The sequence below is a fragment of the Bradyrhizobium sp. WU425 genome (genome assembly GCF_021052305.1).
GTDB lineage: Bacteria > Pseudomonadota > Alphaproteobacteria > Rhizobiales > Xanthobacteraceae > Bradyrhizobium > Bradyrhizobium canariense_D.
This window is the reverse complement of sequence record NZ_CP088089.1, coordinates 4,814,295-4,832,200: the sequence shown is the minus strand read 5'-3', so window position 1 is coordinate 4,832,200 and position 17,906 is coordinate 4,814,295. Positions and strand designations below refer to the sequence as shown.

The 17,906-nt window shown below is 64.5% G+C and carries 17 protein-coding genes; 6 read left to right on the top strand and 11 right to left on the bottom strand.

Annotation, left to right across the window (positions count from 1 at the left end; translation table 11 throughout):
* Positions 1-10: 10 nt before the first annotated feature.
* The gene (gene der / locus BcanWU425_RS23525) at positions 11-1,393 is read left to right on the top strand and encodes a ribosome biogenesis GTPase Der (protein WP_204510979.1); all 1,383 of its coding nucleotides are present in this window, start codon (positions 11-13) and stop codon (positions 1,391-1,393) included.
* Positions 1,390-2,646 carry a TCR/Tet family MFS transporter gene (locus BcanWU425_RS23520; RefSeq protein ID WP_204510980.1) on the top strand — a complete coding sequence of 419 codons (1,257 nt, stop codon included), beginning with the start codon at positions 1,390-1,392 and terminating at the stop codon, positions 2,644-2,646. Before der ends, BcanWU425_RS23520 begins: the two co-directional genes overlap by 4 nt.
* Positions 2,647-2,745: 99 nt before the next feature.
* Here the strand turns inward: BcanWU425_RS23520 and BcanWU425_RS23515 are convergent, their stop codons facing one another.
* The 8 genes from BcanWU425_RS23515 to BcanWU425_RS23480 all read right to left on the bottom strand — a co-directional run bounded on the left by BcanWU425_RS23515 (position 2,746) and on the right by BcanWU425_RS23480 (position 10,995).
* Complete coding sequence (locus BcanWU425_RS23515) at positions 2,746-3,972, bottom strand: ABC transporter substrate-binding protein (protein WP_085395967.1); 1,227 nt, start codon at positions 3,970-3,972, stop codon at positions 2,746-2,748.
* 170 nt (positions 3,973-4,142) lie between these two features.
* Entirely contained in the window at positions 4,143-5,291 is a 1,149-nt protein-coding gene (locus tag BcanWU425_RS23510) for a hypothetical protein (RefSeq protein ID WP_085395968.1), read from the bottom strand.
* A 78-nt stretch (positions 5,292-5,369) separates the two neighbouring features.
* Positions 5,370-6,110 carry an SDR family NAD(P)-dependent oxidoreductase gene (locus BcanWU425_RS23505; protein WP_085395969.1) on the bottom strand — a complete coding sequence of 247 codons (741 nt, stop codon included), beginning with the start codon at positions 6,108-6,110 and terminating at the stop codon, positions 5,370-5,372.
* 120 nt (positions 6,111-6,230) lie between these two features.
* Positions 6,231-6,377, bottom strand: coding sequence for a hypothetical protein (locus BcanWU425_RS23500; protein ID WP_201263843.1), 147 nt, complete (start codon positions 6,375-6,377; stop codon positions 6,231-6,233).
* Positions 6,378-6,392: 15 nt separating this feature from the next.
* Entirely contained in the window at positions 6,393-7,898 is a 1,506-nt protein-coding gene (gene purF / locus BcanWU425_RS23495; RefSeq protein WP_085352900.1) for an amidophosphoribosyltransferase, read from the bottom strand.
* 28 nt (positions 7,899-7,926) lie between these two features.
* A complete protein-coding gene (locus BcanWU425_RS23490; RefSeq protein WP_007592055.1) occupies positions 7,927-8,556 on the bottom strand; it encodes a CvpA family protein in 630 nt (209 codons plus the stop codon).
* Positions 8,557-8,721: 165 nt separating this feature from the next.
* On the bottom strand, positions 8,722-10,167 hold the full coding sequence (radA, locus tag BcanWU425_RS23485) for a DNA repair protein RadA (protein WP_204510981.1): 1,446 nt from the start codon (positions 10,165-10,167) through the stop codon (positions 8,722-8,724).
* 102 nt (positions 10,168-10,269) lie between these two features.
* Positions 10,270-10,995, bottom strand: a complete 726-nt coding sequence (locus BcanWU425_RS23480) for a sulfite exporter TauE/SafE family protein (RefSeq protein ID WP_094183584.1) — start codon at positions 10,993-10,995, stop codon at positions 10,270-10,272.
* A 194-nt stretch (positions 10,996-11,189) separates the two neighbouring features.
* On the opposite strand from BcanWU425_RS23480, the gene BcanWU425_RS23475 reads away from it, so the two are divergent.
* The 3 genes from BcanWU425_RS23475 (at position 11,190) to BcanWU425_RS23465 (ending at position 13,967) form a co-directional block, all read left to right on the top strand.
* Entirely contained in the window at positions 11,190-12,056 is an 867-nt protein-coding gene (locus BcanWU425_RS23475) for a L,D-transpeptidase (protein ID WP_204513926.1), read from the top strand.
* 627 nt (positions 12,057-12,683) lie between these two features.
* The gene (locus tag BcanWU425_RS23470; protein WP_204510982.1) at positions 12,684-13,052 is read left to right on the top strand and encodes a GFA family protein; all 369 of its coding nucleotides are present in this window, start codon (positions 12,684-12,686) and stop codon (positions 13,050-13,052) included.
* 99 nt (positions 13,053-13,151) lie between these two features.
* On the top strand, positions 13,152-13,967 hold the full coding sequence (locus tag BcanWU425_RS23465; protein ID WP_018459130.1) for a DUF4886 domain-containing protein: 816 nt from the start codon (positions 13,152-13,154) through the stop codon (positions 13,965-13,967).
* Between the two features lies 1 nt (position 13,968).
* Here BcanWU425_RS23465 and BcanWU425_RS23460 read toward each other — a convergent pair whose 3' ends face one another.
* Positions 13,969-14,739 (bottom strand): exodeoxyribonuclease III, encoded by a 771-nt coding sequence (locus BcanWU425_RS23460; RefSeq protein WP_204510983.1) that lies wholly within the window; start codon positions 14,737-14,739, stop codon positions 13,969-13,971.
* A gap of 40 nt (positions 14,740-14,779) precedes the next feature.
* Here BcanWU425_RS23460 and BcanWU425_RS23455 point away from each other — a divergent pair, with 40 nt between their 5' ends.
* The gene (locus BcanWU425_RS23455; RefSeq protein WP_018459128.1) at positions 14,780-14,998 is read left to right on the top strand and encodes a hypothetical protein; all 219 of its coding nucleotides are present in this window, start codon (positions 14,780-14,782) and stop codon (positions 14,996-14,998) included.
* A 12-nt stretch (positions 14,999-15,010) separates the two neighbouring features.
* Here the strand turns inward: BcanWU425_RS23455 and alr are convergent, their stop codons facing one another.
* Positions 15,011-16,291: an alanine racemase gene (gene alr / locus BcanWU425_RS23450; RefSeq protein ID WP_204513927.1), complete on the bottom strand. Its 1,281-nt coding sequence runs from the start codon at positions 16,289-16,291 to the stop codon at positions 15,011-15,013.
* Between the two features lie 51 nt (positions 16,292-16,342).
* Complete coding sequence (locus BcanWU425_RS23445) at positions 16,343-17,851, bottom strand: replicative DNA helicase (RefSeq protein WP_018459126.1); 1,509 nt, start codon at positions 17,849-17,851, stop codon at positions 16,343-16,345.
* Between the last annotated feature and the right edge of the window lie 55 nt (positions 17,852-17,906).

Below are 17,906 nucleotides of genomic sequence, written 5' to 3'. Positions count from 1 at the left end.
CGAATGACCCATGTCCTTTAAGATTGCCATTATCGGCCGACCCAATGTCGGCAAGTCGACGCTGTTCAACCGCCTGGTCGGACAGAAGCTCGCGCTTGTCGATGACCTGCCGGGCGTCACCCGCGACCGCCGCGAGGGCGAGGCCAGGCTCGGCGATCTCGACTTCACGATCATCGACACCGCCGGCCTCGATGAGGGTGCCAAGGGCTCGCTGACCGCCCGCATGCAGGAGCAGACGGAGGCCGCGATCGCACAGGCGGACGCGCTGTTCTTCGTGATCGATGCCCGCATGGGCCTCACGCCCAACGATCGCGCCTTCGCCGATTTCGCCCGCAAGGCCAACAAGCCGGTGCTGCTGGTCGCCAACAAGAGCGAAGGCAAGCATGGCGATGTCGGCGCGATGGAGGCCTTCGCGCTGGGCCTCGGCGATCCCATCCAGATCTCGGCCGAACACGGCGAGGGCATGGGGGAGCTCTACGACGCTCTGCGCCCGCTGATGCCGGAGCCGGTGGAGGACGAAGAGTTTGAAGACGACGAGCCGCTGACCGAGGAAGAGGCCGCCACGCGCCCGATCCGGGTCGCGATCGTCGGCCGGCCCAACGCCGGCAAGTCGACGATGATCAATCATCTGCTCGGCGAGGAGCGCCTGCTGACGAGCCCGGAGGCCGGCACCACGCGCGATTCCATCGCGGTCGAGATCAACTGGAAAGGCCGCGAGTTTCGCGTGTTCGACACCGCGGGTCTGCGCCGGCGCTCGCGGATCGAGGAGAAGCTCGAGAAGCTCTCGGTCGCCGACGCACTGCGCGCGGTGCGCTTTGCCGAAGTCGTCGTGATGATGATGGATGCGCAGAACCGCTTCGAGGAGCAGGATCTTCGCATCGCCGACTTGATCGAGCGCGAGGGTCGCGCCGTCGTGCTCGCCGTCAACAAATGGGACCTGATGGAGAGCAAGGGTGGCGGTGCGATCTCGAACCTGCGCCGCGACGCCGATCATTTGCTGCCGCAGATCAAGGGCGTGCCGATCGTCGCCGTCTCCGGCTTGATGGGCGAGGGCATCGATCGATTGATGCAGGCGATCCAGGATGCCTATGCGCTTTGGAACCGGCGTGTGTCGACCGCGGCGCTGAACCGCTGGTTCGAGGAGGCGGTCCAGGCCAATCCGCCGCCGGCCGTGTCCGGCCGACGGCTCAAGCTGAATTACATCACGCAGACCAAGGCCCGCCCGCCGAGCTTCGTGCTGTTCTGCTCGCGTGCGGACGCGGTGCCGCAGTCTTATCTGCGCTACCTCACCAATTCGCTGCGTGAGGCCTTCGAGCTGCCGGGCACACCGGTGCGCATCACCTTGCGCGAGAAGGCCAATCCGTTCGCCCACAAGCGCAAGCGACCATCGTGAGCAACGACGCCTGCGAGGCGATGGCGCAGGGCGCAGCGCCGGTCCGGCGCGGCGCGGTCGCCTTCATCTTCGTCACCATCCTGCTCGACATGCTCGCGCTCGGCGTGATCATGCCGATCCTGCCAAAACTGATCGAGAGCTTCGTCGACAACGACACGGCGCATGCGGCCCGCATCTTCGGTCTGTTCGGCACCGCCTGGGCGCTGATGCAGTTCGTGTTCTCGCCGGTGCTCGGCGCGCTGTCGGATCGCTTCGGGCGGCGGCCGGTGGTGCTGCTGTCGAATTTCGGGCTCGCGGCGGATTATGTGCTGATGGCGCTGGCGCCGTCGCTGGTCTGGCTGTTCGTCGGCCGCGTCATCTCGGGCATCACCTCGGCCAGCATCTCGACCGCCTTTGCCTATATCGCCGACATCACGCCGCCGGAGCGGCGCGCCGCGGTGTTCGGCAGGATTGGGGCTGCGTTCGGCGCCGGCTTCGTGCTGGGCCCGGCGCTGGGCGGTCTGCTCGGCGATATCGATCCGCGCCTGCCGTTCTGGGCCTCGGCGGCCCTGAGCTTTGCCAATGCACTCTATGGGCTCTTCATCCTGCCGGAATCGCTGGCGCCGGATAAGCGCGCGCCGTTCCGCTGGAGGAGCGCCAATCCGCTCGGAGCGCTCCGCCTGCTGCGTTCCAACGCCGTGCTCGCTGCGTTGTCCGTCGTCAACTTCATCGCGCAGGTCGCGCATGTCGTGCTGCCCTCGACCTTCGTGCTCTATGCCACCTATCGCTACGGTTGGGATTCGAAAATCGTGGGGTTGACGCTGGCGATGGTCGGCATCTGCGCCATGGTGGTGCAGGGGCTCGCGATCGGCCCGATCGTGCGCGTGCTCGGCGAACGCAACGCGTTGTTGATAGGCCTGTGCTGCGGCGCGGTCGGCTTCGTGATCTTCGGCGCGGCGCCGACCGGGCCGCTGTTCTGGATCGGCATTCCCGTGATGTCGCTGTGGGGCATTTCGGGCGCCGCCATGCAATCGCTGATGACGCGGCTGGTCGCGCCCGATCAGCAGGGCCAGTTGCAGGGCGCGACCGCGAGCGTGCAGAGCGTGTCGCAGCTCGTCGGCCCGTTCCTGTTCACGCTGACGTTTTCATATTTCATCGGCGTCAGCGCGCCGTGGCAGCTGCCCGGCGCGCCGTTCCTGCTCGCGGCGGTGTTGATGGTGATGTGCGTGGCGATCGCGGTGCGGGCGCTGGGAGCGACGAAGACGGTTACGTAGGGTGGGCAAAGCGAAGCGTGCCCACCGCCTTCTTCAGTTGTGGAGAGATGGTGGGCACGGCGCTTTCGCGCCTTTGCCCACCCTGCGACACCAATGCCTTTACTTCTTCACCAGCGGGCACTCGCTGTCCTTGAGCGGCTTGGCCGCATCTTCCGCCGGGATGGTGGCGATCAGCTTGTAATAGTCCCACGGTCCCTTGGATTCTTCCGGCTTCTTCACCTCGAACAGGAAGGCGGGAATGATGCGGCGTCCGTCCTCGCGCAGCGGGCCCTTGCCGAACAGCGGATCGTCGGTCGGAAGCTCCTTCATCTTGGCGACGACCTTGGCGCCGTCATGCGGATTGCCGCCGAGCGCGTCCATGGCCTTGAGGTAATGCAGCACGGCGGCATAATTGCCGGCCTGCGTCATCGAGGGCATCGCCTTGTTGGCGACCTTGTCCTGAAAGCGCTTCGAGAAGGCGCGCGTGCCTTCGTTGAGATCCCAATAGAAGGATTCGGTGAAGGTCAGGCCGTGCGCGGTCTTCAGACCGAGCGAGTGGACGTCGTTGATGAACAGCAACAGCGCGGCGAGCTTCTGGCCGCCTTCGACGATGCCGAACTCGGCCGCCTGCTTGATCGAGTTGGTGGTGTCACCGCCGGCATTGGCGAGACCGATGATCTTCGCCTTCGAGTTCTGCGCCTGCAGCAGGAAGGAGGAGAAATCCGACGTGTTGAGCGGATGCTTGACGCCGCCGAGCACCTTGCCGCCGTTCGCGGTGACGACCGCGCTGGTGTCACGCTCGAGCGCGGCACCGAAAGCGTAGTCGGCGGTCAGGAAGAACCAGCTGTCGCCGCCGGCCTTGGTCAGCGCCTTGCCGGTACCGTTGGCGAGCATGTAGGTGTCGTAAGTATAGGAGATGGTGTTGGCGTTGCAGGCCTTGCCGGTGAGGTCGGCACTGGCACCGCCATTGTTGAGCAGGACCGCGTTCTTTTCCTTGACGACGTTGCTGACGGCCAGCGCCACGCCGGAGTTCGGGGTGTCGGCGATCACATCGACCTTCTGGGTGTCGATCCACTGCCGCGCGATGTTGACGCCGACGTCCGGCTTGTTCTGGTGGTCGCCGCTGATCACATCGATCTTCCAGCCCTTGGCACGAAGACCGGAATCTTCCACCGCCATGTTGACCGCCGCCACGGCGCCGGGGCCGCCGATGTCGGCATAGAGGCTGGACATGTCGTTGAGCACGCCGATCGTGACCGACTTGTCCTGGGCGAAGGCGGATGTGGCAAAACCGAAGGCGGCACAGGCCAGAAGGGCCGCAGAGCGGCGCGCGAACGTCGTCGTCATAAAAGATTTCCTCCATTGTCAAACATGCGGACGGCTCTCTTGAATGGGAGCCTTGTTCCGGCTGATGGCTCTACCGTGTCCCACGGCCGGCGGCAATGCGCCTAAAGCCGGATGACGCTGCGTCGCAGCGTCATCCCTCCGTTAACTTTTGGAGAAAATGCGTCGAGACGCTATTTCAGCGCGTCCGATGTCAGCTTGAATTTCTGGATGCGCTTCCCGGTGTCGACCTCGGCGGTATAGACGTTACCCTTGGCGTCGATCGCCATGGCATGCACCCAGTGGAATTGTCCGGCATTGCGGCCGTTGTGCCCGAAGCTGCCGACCACGTTGCCGTCCTCGCGCTTGATCACCCTGATCTCGTTGTTCTCGCCGTCGGCGCTGAGCAGCCAGGTCTGCTTCGGGTCGGGCCAGATCGCGACATCCCACACCGCGCCGTTACCGAGCGTGTTCTTCTCGAAGAAGAACTCCTTCACGAAGCTGCCGTCCGTCTTGAACACCTGGATGCGGTTGTTGATGCGGTCGCAGACGTAGACGAGGCCGTCATTGGCGAGCTTCACGCAGTGGACGGGATTGCCGAACTGCTGGGACACTGGCGCCTTCGGATCATACGCCGCCTGCTTGGTGTCGTCGGGCTTGTTGCCGTAGGCGCCCCAGTGCCGCTTGTAGGCGAGCGTGGTCGCGTCGAACACGATGACGCGGCGATTGCCGTAGCCGTCGGCGACGTAGATTTCGTTGGCGGCCTTGTCGATCGCGGTCTCGGCGGGCTTGCCGAGCTGCGTCGTGTCGTTGCTGCCGAGGCTCGGCGCGATCTTGCCGATCTGGGCGACGAACTTGCCGTCGAGCGTGAATTTCAGGATGGCGTTATCATTGTCGGCATTGCCACCGACCCAGACGAAGCCGCGCTCGTCGACCTCGATGCCATGCTCGCGGCCGACCCATTCATAGCCTTCGCCCGCGCCGCCCCACGATCGCAGCAGATTGCCGTCGCTGTCGAATTCGAGCACCGGCGGCGCCGACACGCAGCATTTGGAACGCGGCGGGGTGAGGCTCGCGCCTTTCTCGTCGTCGGTGAGGGAGCGGGGACGATGGATCACCCAGATGTGGCCCTGCCAGTCGACGGTGATGCCGCCGACCTGGCCGAGGATCCAGTTGTTCGGCAACGGCTTTGGCCAGGACGCATCGACCGCGAAGGTCGGGACATCGCCGGCGGTCGCCGCGCCCGGAAGCGCAAACGCGACGGCCGCGATCAGGACGGAGAGGACGCGAGAGACATTTGCGAGCGCATGCGTCGAGCCTGCGCGATTCCGCCATGGCGCCATGGCAACCTCCCTTTATTGGCCTGCAGCTTGCTGCCGCTTGAGCGCGGGCAGTCAATCGCGGGGAGACCATCAAGTCAATCAGGCCGGGGAGCGGAAGCTCATCAGGCTGCGGGTCTTGTAGTCGTAGAACTTGCCGGTCTCGGTCCAATCAGGCGCGCACATCGGCACGATGAATTCGGCGACCTGCTCGGCTGTATCGAGTGTCGCCGGATCCTCGCCCGGCATCAGAGTCGCGCGCATGCGGGTGCGGACGGGGCCCGGATTGAACAGATTGACGCGCAGCTTCGTATTCGCGGTCTCCTGCGCCCAGGCGCGCGCCAGCGTTTCCAGCGCCGCCTTGGACGCCGCGTAGGGGCTGACATAGGCGGTGGCCTTGTTGGCGGCGCCCGAGGTGATGAACACCGCGCGGCCGGCGTCGGACTGCTTGAGCAGCGGCTCCATGCAGCGGATCAGCTGGAAATTCGCGGAGACGTTGACCGCCATCACGTCGGTGAAGGCCTTCAGCTCGATATGGCCGATCGGTGAGGAGGGGCCGAGCACGCCGGCATTGCCGACGAGGATGTCGAGCTTGCCGTAGCGTTCGTGCAGGCCGGCGCCGAGCCGCGCGATGCCGTCGGAATCGGTCAGGTTGAGCGGCACCAGCGTGGCGCTGCCGCCATCCTTGCGGATCTCGTCGTCGAGCTCTTCCAGCCCGCCCTGCGTACGCGCCACGGCGACGATATGCGCGCCGGCCTTGGCCAGCGCCTTGGCCGTGGCGAAGCCGATGCCGCGCGAGGCGCCGGTGACGAGAGCGATGCGATTGGCGAGAGGATTTGTCATGGCGGCGTTTTACAGGCGTGGATGGCCGGGACAAGCCCGGCCACGACGGAATTTAGGCTCTCTCAATCCAGCGCTGGCGAGAGTTGGCATTTTCCGGAACTGTCTCGATCGAAGGCCGCGCTAGCTATCTCCGCCACCGCCGCCATAGTTGGTTTGCCCGCTTCGATCCGGGCGATCGTCCGGGGTGACCTTGCTGCCTTGGCGAAAGGCAAACCAGATAAATCCGACCAACATCAGACCGCCGACGATTGCGATGATGGCTTGCATCGTGGCGGCCTCGCGTCAGCTCGCCTCCGCAAGCAGCGACAATTGCCGCGGCTGCTGCTCGGTCTGGGTCTGGTCGGTGAGGTGGGTCGGATACGCCCCGGTGAAGCAATGATCCGAGAATTTCGGATTCGCGGGGTCGCGGCCGGGCTCGCCCATGGCGCGGTACATGCCGTCGATCGACAGGAAGGCGAGCGAGTCGGCGCCGATGATCTCGCGCATCTCTTCCAGCGAATGCGTCGCCGCAAGAAGACCACCACGGTCCGGCAGGTCGATGCCGTAATAGTCGGGATAGAGGATCGGCGGCGAGGCGAGGCGGAAGTGCACTTCCTTGGCGCCGGCATCGCGCATCATGCGCACGATCTTCTTCGAGGTGGTGCCGCGGACCAGCGAATCGTCGATCAGGATGATGCGCTTGCCTTCGATCGCGGCGCGGTTGGCCGAATGCTTCATGCGCACGCCGGATTCGCGGATCGCCTGCGTCGGCTGGATGAAGGTGCGGCCGACATAGTGGTTGCGGATGATGCCGAGTTCGAACGGGATGCCGGAATGCTGGCTATAGCCGACCGCGGCGGGCACGCCGGAATCCGGCACCGGCACCACGACGTCGACCGGCACGTGGCTCTCGCGCGCGAGCTGCGCGCCGAAGGCCTTGCGTACCTCGTAGACCGAGCGGCCGTGGACGATGGAATCCGGACGGGAGAAGTAGATGTATTCGAAGATGCAGGGGCGCGGCGCGATCGGCGGGAACGGCTTGTGGATGTCCTGGCCGCTCTCGTCGAACACGATGACCTCGCCGGGCTCGATGTCGCGGACGAAGCGCGCGCCGATGATGTCGAGTGCGCAGGTCTCGGAGGTCAGGATCGGGCAACCATCGAGCTCGCCGAGCACCAGCGGACGGATGCCGCGCGGATCGCGCGCACCGACCAGCTTCTTGTTGGTCAGGGAGACCAGCGCATAGGCGCCCTCGATCTCGCGCAACGCGTCGATATAGCGTTCGATGAAGCGGCTGCGCCTGGAGCGCGCGACGAGGTGCAGGATCACCTCGGTGTCGGTGGTCGACTGCATCATCGCGCCGTTCTTCACGAGCTCGCGGCGCAGCGTCAGGCCGTTGGTGAGGTTGCCGTTGTGGGCGACCGCAAGGCCGCCGGCATTCAGTTCGGCGAACAGGGGCTGCACGTTGCGCAGGATCGTCGCGCCGGTGGTGGAATAGCGGACATGGCCGACTGCCATTGTGCCGGGCAGGCGATCGATCACCTCGCGGCGGGAGAAGGTGTCGCCGACGAGGCCGAGGCGGCGTTCGGAATGAAAGCGGCCGCCGTCATAGGAGACGATGCCGGCGGCTTCCTGGCCGCGGTGCTGAAGGGCATGCAGGCCGAGCGCCGTGATGGCGGCGGCATCGGGGTGGCCGTAGATGCCGAAGACGCCGCATTCCTCGCGCAGCGTATCCCCCTCCAGATCGTCTTGAAGTTCCAGCGCGGCCGGGCCGAGATCAAGTAGGGCGTCCTGGTCAGGATTTCGCATCTCGTCCGAGCCTCTCGTTAGGGCTTAATCAACGCGCCGCGGGTTTCTCGATCAGCTTTTTAAGGCTGTCACGAGCCGGTTTGCTGTATCCGTCGCCACTGCCCGAAGGCTGCTGCTCGGAATCAGTTTGCTCTTCATCTGGTTTGTTTTTCTTGAATCTCTTCAAGATGGTGTTCTCGGGGTCGTCAGGCAAGAGGGCCATCAGCCAATCCCCGGTTCCCTGCAGCACCACGCGGGATTTGGCCCCCGTGACCCAATCCGGGCGCTGCTTGTCCGGCACGAGCCAGGTGAAGAACAGGAAGGCGACCACGACGATCAAAAGTCCGCGCGCCAGCCCGAACAGAAAGCCGAGGGTGCGGTCCAGTGCGCCGATGCGCGAATCCAGGATCATGTCGGAGATCCGGACCGTGATCACGGAGACCACGACCAAAGTGCCCACGAACACGCCGGCAACCACGACCACGCTCGCGACGGTATCGTTGTTGAAATAGGTCTTTGCGGTCGGCAGCAGCTTCGAGAATGAATAAAGCGTGACAATCGCCGCCGTGCCCCAGGCCGCGATCGACAGGATCTCGCGCATGAAGCCGCGAACCATGGCGAGCAGGCCCGAAATCAGCATCACACCGAGCAGGATCAGGTCGAGGATGGTTACTGGCATCGGCTGGTCTGGTCCGCTCGTACTTCAAGGTGCTCAGCGAATCGGTGCTTGGCCGCCGCCCTAAGTGAGGGCCAGACGACGTTCCCGGCAAGGCCGCAACCACGCAATCCCATGCTGCTTTTGTGACGGCTGTATAGCGGCGAGGGCGGGGGACGTCACCACCGGCTAACCCTCTCCACGGCGGAATCTTGCTGGTGTGGCATTTTTCTCTGCCGGTGCGCTCGAGTCGCCCCGCCGGGAGCCGCGTGCGGCGATCTCGGCGACCAATGTCGTCAGGCTGTTGATCGCGTTCAGCGACAAGCCGGCATCGCCGCCGGCTTCGCCCCGGGCCGATTCGGGCAGAACGGCACGCTGGAAGCCGAGTTTTGCCGCTTCTTTCAGCCGGGCCGGGGTCTGCGCTACCGGGCGCACCACGCCGGACAGCGAGATCTCGCCGAAATAGACCGCATCGGAGGGCAACTGCGCATTAACCAGCGAGGACACCAGCGCCGCCGCGGCGGCCAGATCAGCCGCGGGCTCGTGGATGCGCAGGCCGCCCGCGACGTTCAGATAGACGTCGTGGCCGGACAGCTTCACCCCGCAATGGGCTTCCAGCACCGCCAGCACCATCGATAGCCGGCTCGGATCCCAGCCCACCACGGCCCGGCGCGGGGTGCCGAGCGAGGTCGGCGCCACCAGTGCCTGCAATTCGACCAGAACGGGTCTTGTACCCTCGATACCCGCGAAGACTGCGGTGCCGGGCGTGCCGAGATCGCGCTCCGACAAAAACAGCTCGGAAGGATTGGTGACTTCGCGCAGGCCAAGCCCGGTCATCTCGAACACGCCGATCTCGTCGGTCGGCCCGAAACGATTCTTCACGGCGCGCAGGATGCGGAATTGCTGCGAGCCTTCGCCCTCGAACGACAGCACCGCATCGACCATGTGCTCGACCACGCGAGGGCCGGCGATCTGTCCGTCCTTGGTGACATGGCCGACCAGGATGATGGCCGCGCCGGTCCTTTTGGCAAAACGGATCAGGGCCTGCGCCGAGGCGCGCACCTGCGTCACCGTGCCGGGTGCCGATTCCACCGTGTCGGTCCACATGGTCTGGATCGAATCGATCACGATCAGCCGCGGCACCGCGCCCTCAGACAGCGTCGAGACAATGTCCTCGACCGACGTTTCGGCGGCGAGCTGCACCGGCGCATCCGACAGCCCGAGCCGTTCGGCGCGCAACCGCACCTGCGCGACCGCCTCTTCGCCGGAGATGTAGACGACGCGGTGTCCGGCGCGCGCGAGCAGGCTTGTGGCCTGCGTCAGCAGCGTCGACTTGCCGATGCCGGGATCGCCGCCGACCAGCAGCACCGAGCCGCGGACAAAGCCGCCGCCGGTCACGCGATCAAGCTCCGTCATGCCGGAGGACAGGCGCGGGGCGTCCTGGGTTTTTCCGGACAGGCTCTCGAGCGCGAAGGTCCGCCCCTTGCGCTTGGAGCGGATCGACACCGGCACGCTGCCGGTCGTGTCCTCCGCCGCGAGCGTATTCCACTCGCCACAGGACTCGCACTTGCCCTGCCAGCGGTTATAGGCCGCGCCGCAGTTCTGGCAGACGAAGGAAAGTGTGTTCTTGGCCATGGGGACAGCGAGTCCGGGGACAGCGAGTCGGGGATTTCAGGTTTGCTGATAGCACGGAATGACGGGTCGAGAGAGTGAGTCCGGGCGCTCCCCGAAGCCCGGCTACGGCTGCGCCGCGTTCCAGAGCATGGAGAGGCCGGCCGCGATCATGATTGCGTCCATCACCAAGCGGAACATCTCCGGCTTCAAGCGCAGCACGAAGCGTTTGGCGATGAAGGCGCCGGCCATCAACGACGATCCTGCGACCAGGCCTTTGACGAACACATCGCCGGTCAGCGCGCCGAAACGTTCGAAGGTCACGGATTTCGCAACATAGAGCCCGAGCGAAGATGCCGCTTCGGTGGCGAGGAAAGCGCCGCGGGACAAGCCGTAGAACAGGAATAGCGGCACGCTGAGCGGGCCGGTGGAGACGACGATGCCGGTGAGATAGCCGATGACGGCCCCACCGATCGCCAGATGCCAGAGATTGGCCTTGAGATCGTGCCGCGCCAGCCAGTGCCGAACCGGCACCATCGCGATCAGGAAGACGCCGATGGCAAGATCGACGGCGTGCGAGGGCAGCGCCAGCAGTGTCCGCGCGCCGAGCACGGCGGCTGGAATGCCTGTGACCGAATAAGCCGCGCAGGCGCGCCAGTCGACCTCGCGCCACCACGCCAGGATTCGTGAGAAGTTGGCCATGACGGCGGCCACCGCCATGATCGGCACCGCCTCCTTTGGCCCATAGGCATAGACCAGCACCGGCATCAGCATGATCGACGAGCCCGTGCCGACGATGCCGGAAATGGTGCCTGCGACGAGGCCGACGATGAGGACGAAGAGGAAAGCCAAAACCGTCTCCACGAATCGGGAGAGTTTAGCCGCGGCCCGCGGCGCGGGCGATCCGCGAGGCGAGAGAACCTTATCTTGCCGAGAGCCCGGCGTTAACCATCGCCGACGGTTCCAGTCTGAGCGAAATCGCTTCGAAGTTTCTTAAATCTTACTGGGTACCTCTCTTGGGCATAGTGACCTGGGGGAAGAAGAGTATGGGTAAGCGAGCCAAACGCGGAAAGGCGCAGACGTTCGCAATCCCGATGGCCGCGAGAGTTGCAGTTGGCGCCGTCGCCGTCGCAGCGTTGGGGTACAGCTTGCTGTCCCGACCGGCGAACGTGCAACCGGCACGAAAGCCGTCCGCGCACGAAGCCCAAGCGTCATCAACTCCGGTTTACGTCTCAACGCCTGTTCATGCATCAGCTCCGACGCCGGCTTCGGCTCCGCTTACGGCCCCGGCGCCTCTGGTCGAACCGCCCAAAGCGGCTGACGTTCCCGGAGCATTCGTGCGGCAGGTGGTTGACTACGCCAGCCGCCAGACGCCGGGCACCGTGATCATCGATACCAAGAACACATTCCTCTATCTCGTTCTGAACGACGCGCAGGCACTGCGCTATGGCATCGGTGTTGGCCGCGAAGGTTTCACATGGTCCGGTGAGCAGACTGTGGCTCGTAAGGCAGAATGGCCGGATTGGCATCCGCCTGCGGAGATGGTCTCGCGTCAGCCTTATCTGCCGCGGTTCATGGCCGGAGGTCCTGGCAACCCGCTCGGCGCTCGGGCGATGTATCTGGGCGAGACCGAATATCGAATTCACGGCACCAACAAGCCCGATACGATCGGGAAGCGGGTCTCGTCCGGCTGTATCCGACTGACCAATGAGGACGTCGTTGACCTCTATGATCGCGTGAAAGTCGGCGCGAAAGTGATCGTGCTTCCGACGACCGTTGCCCGCCGAGCACCCCAGGGAGCGCCAGCCGACGCCGCGTTCCGGTTACCGGACCCGGCATCACCGCCGAACCGGCCCTCGGCAACTCACGCGCAGATGCCGTCATCTGGAGCGAAGATCGCCGAGGCGCAGTAATTCGTCCTCCGTCCTCATCCTGAAACGGAGGACAAGGAGGCAATTCAAGTCGCCTACGAGGTCATCCGGCCCGAAGCTTGTGACAGGCACAACAATTTATGGCTTGTAGGGCGGAGGACAGACCACCACCTCGCCCGGAGAACTTCTCCGGCACGGCTCAGTCACCCCGATTGCGGTATGAGTATAAGCGTAGCTCAGAGCTGCGCCGGTTAGAGCAGCACCAAGGATTGCAATTTGCCATCGCAATTTCATGCCTTCGACTTCCCGAAGAGGGGCGTCGACGCGCTGCCCCTTCATATCGAAGCCCGAGCTGTCTCCCGTAGGCCCTTCGCATCGCATGACGCGCTGCTGCGATGAAGTCCACGCTCAACCGTGTCGACGACCACTTCTGAAAACATCCCGCCAGTGTTTGCCCGACGCGTCAAATCGGTGTTTCGGAGCATGCGTAACCCATTGATTTGCCAGCCATCGGCTACTGTGCATGGGGTTGTTTTTCATGTTTTTGTTGAGTTGGCGCGGCAAGTCGGTGCTCGCAGCACATGGGGCAAGTCCGGCTACGCGCTGCTGACAGCATGTTGGCAGCAGGGTCCGGCTACGACCATCTCCTGACAAAACAAAGAGTGGGTCATGCGGGTCGAGGGAAGATGTCATTGCGGTGAGACGGTGTTCGAGGTGACGGAGGCGCCCGCGAGCGTCACCCGTTACACCTGTTCGCTCTGCGCCAAGCGCGGCGCGTTGTGGGCCTATTACACGCCGGCGCAGTTTCGGCTGCTGTCGCCCGCGGAGAACCTCGCGACCTATCTCTGGGGCAGCCGAACGGTCAAACACCATTTCTGCGCAAGCTGCGGCTGCGGTACCTATTCGGAGTCGCCGGACTGGTCGACCGGCAAGCCCGATTTCGACAATCCGAGGGTCGCCGTCAACGCGCGCCTGTTCGACGAGTTCGATCTCGAGACCGTGCCGGTGACCATGATCGATGGCAAGAATTTATGGTGAGCATGCGCTCTCGCGCATGTCTGCTGCTCGTCCGTGCTCTTGAGGCACTCTTGAAAAGCTGATCTGTTTCCGGCCCGACAGAAAAAGGGGAGGAAGCCGATGATGCGTCTTTTCGCGCGAGTGATGCTCGCGATGTGTCTGGCCGTTGTAGCCGGCTTCAATGCGCAGGCGCAGACCAGGCCCAAGGTCACGACATCAGGACCGGATTTCCCCAAGGCCGCGCTGTTCGTCGGCAACAGCTTCTTCTATTACAACAACGGCATGCCCGGGCATCTCTCCTTCATGGAGCGGGCTGCGGACCCTGAAAACAAGACGGCCTATCGCAACACCATGGCGACGATCGGCGGTTCCGGCCTCGATTGGCATGACATGGACAACCTGCTGCGGCCGGGTGGCCTCGGCGCCTATTCGTTCGACGAGCAGAACAACGTCGTCTTCAACAAGCCGGGCAGGCAGTACGACGCCGTCGTGATGATGGATTGCAGCCAGTGCCCCATCCATCCGCAATTGAAGGACGCGTTCACGACCTTCGTAAAGAAGGACAGCGAGATCGTCCGCGCCAACGGCATGCGGCCGGTCTTGTTCATGTCCTGGGCTTACGCCGACAAGCCTGAGATGACGGAAGCGTTGGCCGAGGCCTACACAATCGCAGGCAATGCCAATGATGCGCTGGTGATCCCCGCAGGTTTTGCCTTCGCGCGCGTGCGCAAGCTGCAGCCCGAGCTCAATCTGTATGCGCCGGACAAGCGGCACCCGAGCCCCGCAGGCACATATCTGGCGACCTGCGTGACGTTCGCCGCGCTGACCGGCCGCTCGCCGGTCGGCAATTCCTACACGATGGGACTGGACGGCCCGACGGTGGAGCTGCTGCAGAAAGCAGCGTGGGACACGGTGCAGGAGTATTACGGGCGTTGACCTAGCGCAGCACGACCCACGCCGGTGCGTGGTCGCTCGCGCCTTCTTCGCCGCGAACCTTCTTGTCCACGCCGGCTTTTGCCAGGCGTGAGACGAGGGCAGGGCTGAGCAGGAGATGGTCGAGCCGCAGGCCCGCATCTCGCGGCCAGCGGTTTCGCTTGTAATCCCAGAAGGTGTAGATGCGCTGCTCGGGGTGCAGTTCGCGGATCGCGTCACACCAGCCTTGTGCCAGCAGCGAGGCAAAGGCCGCACGGCTCTTCGGTTGGATCAAGGCATCCTTGTCCCACGAGCGCGTCGGATAGATGTCGAGCTCATCAGGTGCAACGTTGTAGTCGCCGGCGAGCACCACGGGCAGCTCCTGCTTGAGCAAGGTTCTGGCATGGCGCTTGAGCCGCGCGAACCAGTCGAGCTTGTAGTCGAATTTCGGTCCCGGCTGCGGATTGCCGTTCGGCAGGTAGATGCTGGTGACGATGACACCGCGTACCGCGGCCTCGATGTAGCGGGCTTCGTGATCGGCAGGTTTTCCCGGCAAGCGATCGCGGGTGAGAATGGGCTCGGCATTGCGGGCCAGGATGGCGACGCCGTTCCAGGTCTTCTGTCCACACCACACTGCGCCGTAACCGGCCTTTTCGATCGCGGTCGCCGGAAATTCGCCATCACTTGCCTTCAACTCCTGAAGTGCGACGACATCTGGCTTCGCCGTTCGCATCCATGCCAACAGATTGGGCAGGCGGCGATTGATGTTGTTGATGTTGAATGTCGCGATCTTCATGTAGAGCTACCGGCTCCTGCCTTCCGCTACCGGAGAAACAATGTCCAAGTTGAGCTTTGCCGTCATCGCCGTCGCCGTTGCGTTCTCCGGGGTTGCCTCGGCACAATCATCCGATCCGCGCGGCGCGTGCAAGGCGGACTATGACAAATTCTGCGCCGGCATTGCGCCGGGCGGCGGCATCGTCGCCTGCCTCAACGCCAAGCGCGACAAGCTCAGCGCAACCTGCAAGACGGCGCTGGACAGCAGGAAAAAGAAGTAGGCGGCAAGCCGCTCAGCCCGGCAGCGGCGGCGGGCTTGTGGGCTGTTCGACCGATGGCGGAGCGGGCGTCTGCTGCTCGACCGCCTGCGCGGAAGCCGGCCTGGCCAGCGGCTCCACCACGTTCCCGCCCTTGTAGATGCGGGCGTAGCGGCGGCCGAGGCTGGTCAGCACCTCGTAGCCGATCGTTCCGAAATGATGCGCGAGCTCGTCGACGGTGATGCCCTCGCCGAGCAGCGTGACCATGTGGCCGCGCCGCGCCGCGTTCGGCGGCAGATCGGTGATGTCGATCGCGATCAGGTCCATCGAGACGCGGCCGGCGACCGGACAGCGCTTGCCGGCGACGATGACCTCGGCGCCGCGGGTGCCGTCATTGGAGCTTGCGGCGCGGAAATAGCCGTCGGCATAACCGACCGCGATGATCGCGAGTTTCGTCGGCCGCCGTGCCGTCCAGGTGCCGCCATAGCCGACGCTCTCGCCGCGCTCGACATTGCGGATCTGCACGATGCGGGCCTTGAGATCGACCACCGGCTGCATCGGATTGTCGGCCTCGGGCGTCGGGTTGACGCCGTAAAGCGCGGCGCCCGGCCGCACCATGTCGAACTGGAAGGGCGCGCCGAGGAAGACGCCGGACGAATTGGCGAGCGCCGCCGGCACGCCGGAGAATTCGCTGGCGATGCCGCGAAAGGCCGCGAGTTGCTTGGCATTCACCGGGTTGTTGAGCTGCTCGGCCGAAACCAGATGGCTCATCACCAGCGTAATGCCGTGATCGCCGGCGTTGATGCGGGGGATGATAGCCTGCGCTTCCGCAAGCGTCAGGCCGAGCCGGTTCATGCCGGTGTCGATGTGGATGGCGGCGCCACCGGTCCAGCCGGTGCGGCGGCAGAACACGTCCCATTCGGCGAGCTCGTTGAGATCGCCGATCACGGGGCGGCAGTTGATCTGGGCGTAGTGTTCGCCGGTGTTCTGGAAATAGCCCCCGAGCACGTAGATCGCAGGCTCGGGCACCTCCGCGCGCACCTTACGCGCTTCCTCGATGGTAGCGACGAAGAAGGTCTTGCAGCCGGCCTTATTCAGGGCACGCGCGACCTGCTCGGCGCCGCAGCCATAGGCGTCTGCCTTGATCACCGCCGAGCATTCGGCCGGCACCGCCGTCTTCTCGAGCTTACGCCAATTGGCGATGATGGCATCGAGATCGACGGTGAGCACGCCGCCGAAGGTCGCGAGCGCGGCAGCCTGATTGGCCTCCGCGGAGAGAAGGCCGGATTGCGGGATCATTTTCGGGTCGGACGCCATTGTCATGGCGCCGTTTTACGCAAGAGGCCGGTCAGGTTCAACCCAGGGAACTCAGTAGTCGCCGCCGCCGCGGTCCGGCACCTGGCTGTCCGGCGCAAGGTCGCCGAACCGAGTGACCGACGCTTCGAAGGCCAGATCGACGGTGCCGGTGGGGCCGTGGCGCTGCTTGCCGATGATGACTTCGGCCTTGCCGTGCGCAAGATCCATGTCCAGGCGCCATTTTTCGTGCTCGGGTGTGCCCGGGCGCGGCTCCTTGTTTCCGAGGTAATATTCCTCGCGATAGACGAACAGCACGACGTCGGCGTCCTGCTCGATCGAGCCGGATTCGCGCAAATCCGATAGCTGTGGCCGCTTGTCGTCGCGTGATTCGACCTGGCGCGAGAGCTGCGAAAGCGCAATCACGGGCACGCTGAGTTCCTTGGCGAGCGCCTTCAGACTGGTCGTGATCTCGGTGATTTCCTGCACGCGGTTTTCGCTGCGCTTGCCCGAACCCGACAAGAGCTGGATGTAGTCGATGACGATGAGGTCGAGGCCCTTCTGCCGCTTCAGCCGGCGGGCGCGCGCCATGAGCTGCGCAATCGAGAGACCGCCGGTCTCGTCGACATAGAAGGGCAGCGACTGCAGCTCGATCGAGACCTCGCGGATCTTCTCGAAATCGGCCTCCGAGATGCCGCCGCGGCGGATCGACGAGGAGGGAATGCCGGTGCGCTCGGCCACGATACGCGTGGCGAGCTGGTCGGCAGACATTTCGCAGGAGAAGAAGCCGATGACGCCGCCATGGGCGGCCTTCATGGTGCCGTCGGCCTGGAGTTCTGGAACGTAGGCCCGGGCGACGTTGTAGGCGATGTTGGTTGCAAGCGACGTCTTGCCCATGCCGGGGCGGCCGGCGACGATGATGAGGTCGGAGTGCTGCAACCCGCCCATCTTGGTGTCGAGGTCGCGCAGGCCCGTCGAGATGCCCGACAGCTTTCCATCGCGCTGGAACGCTTTCGCGGCCAGATCGACCGCAAGCGTCAGCGCCTGCGAAAATTTCTGGAAGCCTCCGTCATAGCGGCCGGATTCGGCGAGTTCGTAGAGGCGGCGCTCGGCGTCCTCGATCTGCGCCCGCGGCGCGAAGTCGACCGGGGCGTCATAGGCGACATTGACCATGTCCTCGCCGATGCCGATCAGGTCGCGTCGCAATGCCAGATCGTAGATGGTGCGCCCATAATCCTGCGCATTGATGATGGTGGTCGCTTCGGCGGCGAGGCGCGCCAGATATTGCCCAATGGTCATGCCGCCGATGTCGGTGTCGGCGGGCAGGAAGGTCTTCAGGGTGACGGGCGTCGCGATCTTGCCCATCCGGATCAGGCTGCTGGCGGTCTCGAAGATGGTCTGGTGCAGCGGCTCGAAATAATGCTTCGGCTCCAGAAAATCGGAGACGCGGTAAAACGCGTCGTTGTTGACCAGGATCGCGCCCAGAAGGCTCTGTTCCGCCTCGATGTTATGCGGCGCGCTCCGATAGGCCGGGGTTCCGGCTTCGGGCGCGAGTTTGAGAACGTTCGAATCAGTCAGGGCCATGGTCGAGCGATAGCAATTTTCTGGGGCGGATGCGGGGCCGGGATAAAGCGCCGCC

Coding starts and splice junctions, on each gene's coding strand:
- der (WP_204510979.1), top strand. CDS start 11: ATGTCCTTTAAGATTGCCATTATCGGCCGACCCAATGTCGGCAAGTCG.
- BcanWU425_RS23515 (WP_085395967.1), bottom strand. CDS start 3,972: ATGACGACGACGTTCGCGCGCCGCTCTGCGGCCCTTCTGGCCTGTGCC.
- BcanWU425_RS23510 (WP_085395968.1), bottom strand. CDS start 5,291: ATGGCGCCATGGCGGAATCGCGCAGGCTCGACGCATGCGCTCGCAAAT.
- BcanWU425_RS23505 (WP_085395969.1), bottom strand. CDS start 6,110: ATGACAAATCCTCTCGCCAATCGCATCGCTCTCGTCACCGGCGCCTCG.
- BcanWU425_RS23500 (WP_201263843.1), bottom strand. CDS start 6,377: ATGCAAGCCATCATCGCAATCGTCGGCGGTCTGATGTTGGTCGGATTT.
- purF (WP_085352900.1), bottom strand. CDS start 7,898: ATGCGAAATCCTGACCAGGACGCCCTACTTGATCTCGGCCCGGCCGCG.
- BcanWU425_RS23490 (WP_007592055.1), bottom strand. CDS start 8,556: ATGCCAGTAACCATCCTCGACCTGATCCTGCTCGGTGTGATGCTGATT.
- radA (WP_204510981.1), bottom strand. CDS start 10,167: ATGGCCAAGAACACACTTTCCTTCGTCTGCCAGAACTGCGGCGCGGCC.
- BcanWU425_RS23475 (WP_204513926.1), top strand. CDS start 11,190: ATGGGTAAGCGAGCCAAACGCGGAAAGGCGCAGACGTTCGCAATCCCG.
- BcanWU425_RS23470 (WP_204510982.1), top strand. CDS start 12,684: ATGCGGGTCGAGGGAAGATGTCATTGCGGTGAGACGGTGTTCGAGGTG.
- BcanWU425_RS23465 (WP_018459130.1), top strand. CDS start 13,152: ATGATGCGTCTTTTCGCGCGAGTGATGCTCGCGATGTGTCTGGCCGTT.
- BcanWU425_RS23460 (WP_204510983.1), bottom strand. CDS start 14,739: ATGAAGATCGCGACATTCAACATCAACAACATCAATCGCCGCCTGCCC.
- BcanWU425_RS23455 (WP_018459128.1), top strand. CDS start 14,780: ATGTCCAAGTTGAGCTTTGCCGTCATCGCCGTCGCCGTTGCGTTCTCC.
- alr (WP_204513927.1), bottom strand. CDS start 16,291: ATGGCGTCCGACCCGAAAATGATCCCGCAATCCGGCCTTCTCTCCGCG.
- BcanWU425_RS23445 (WP_018459126.1), bottom strand. CDS start 17,851: ATGGCCCTGACTGATTCGAACGTTCTCAAACTCGCGCCCGAAGCCGGA.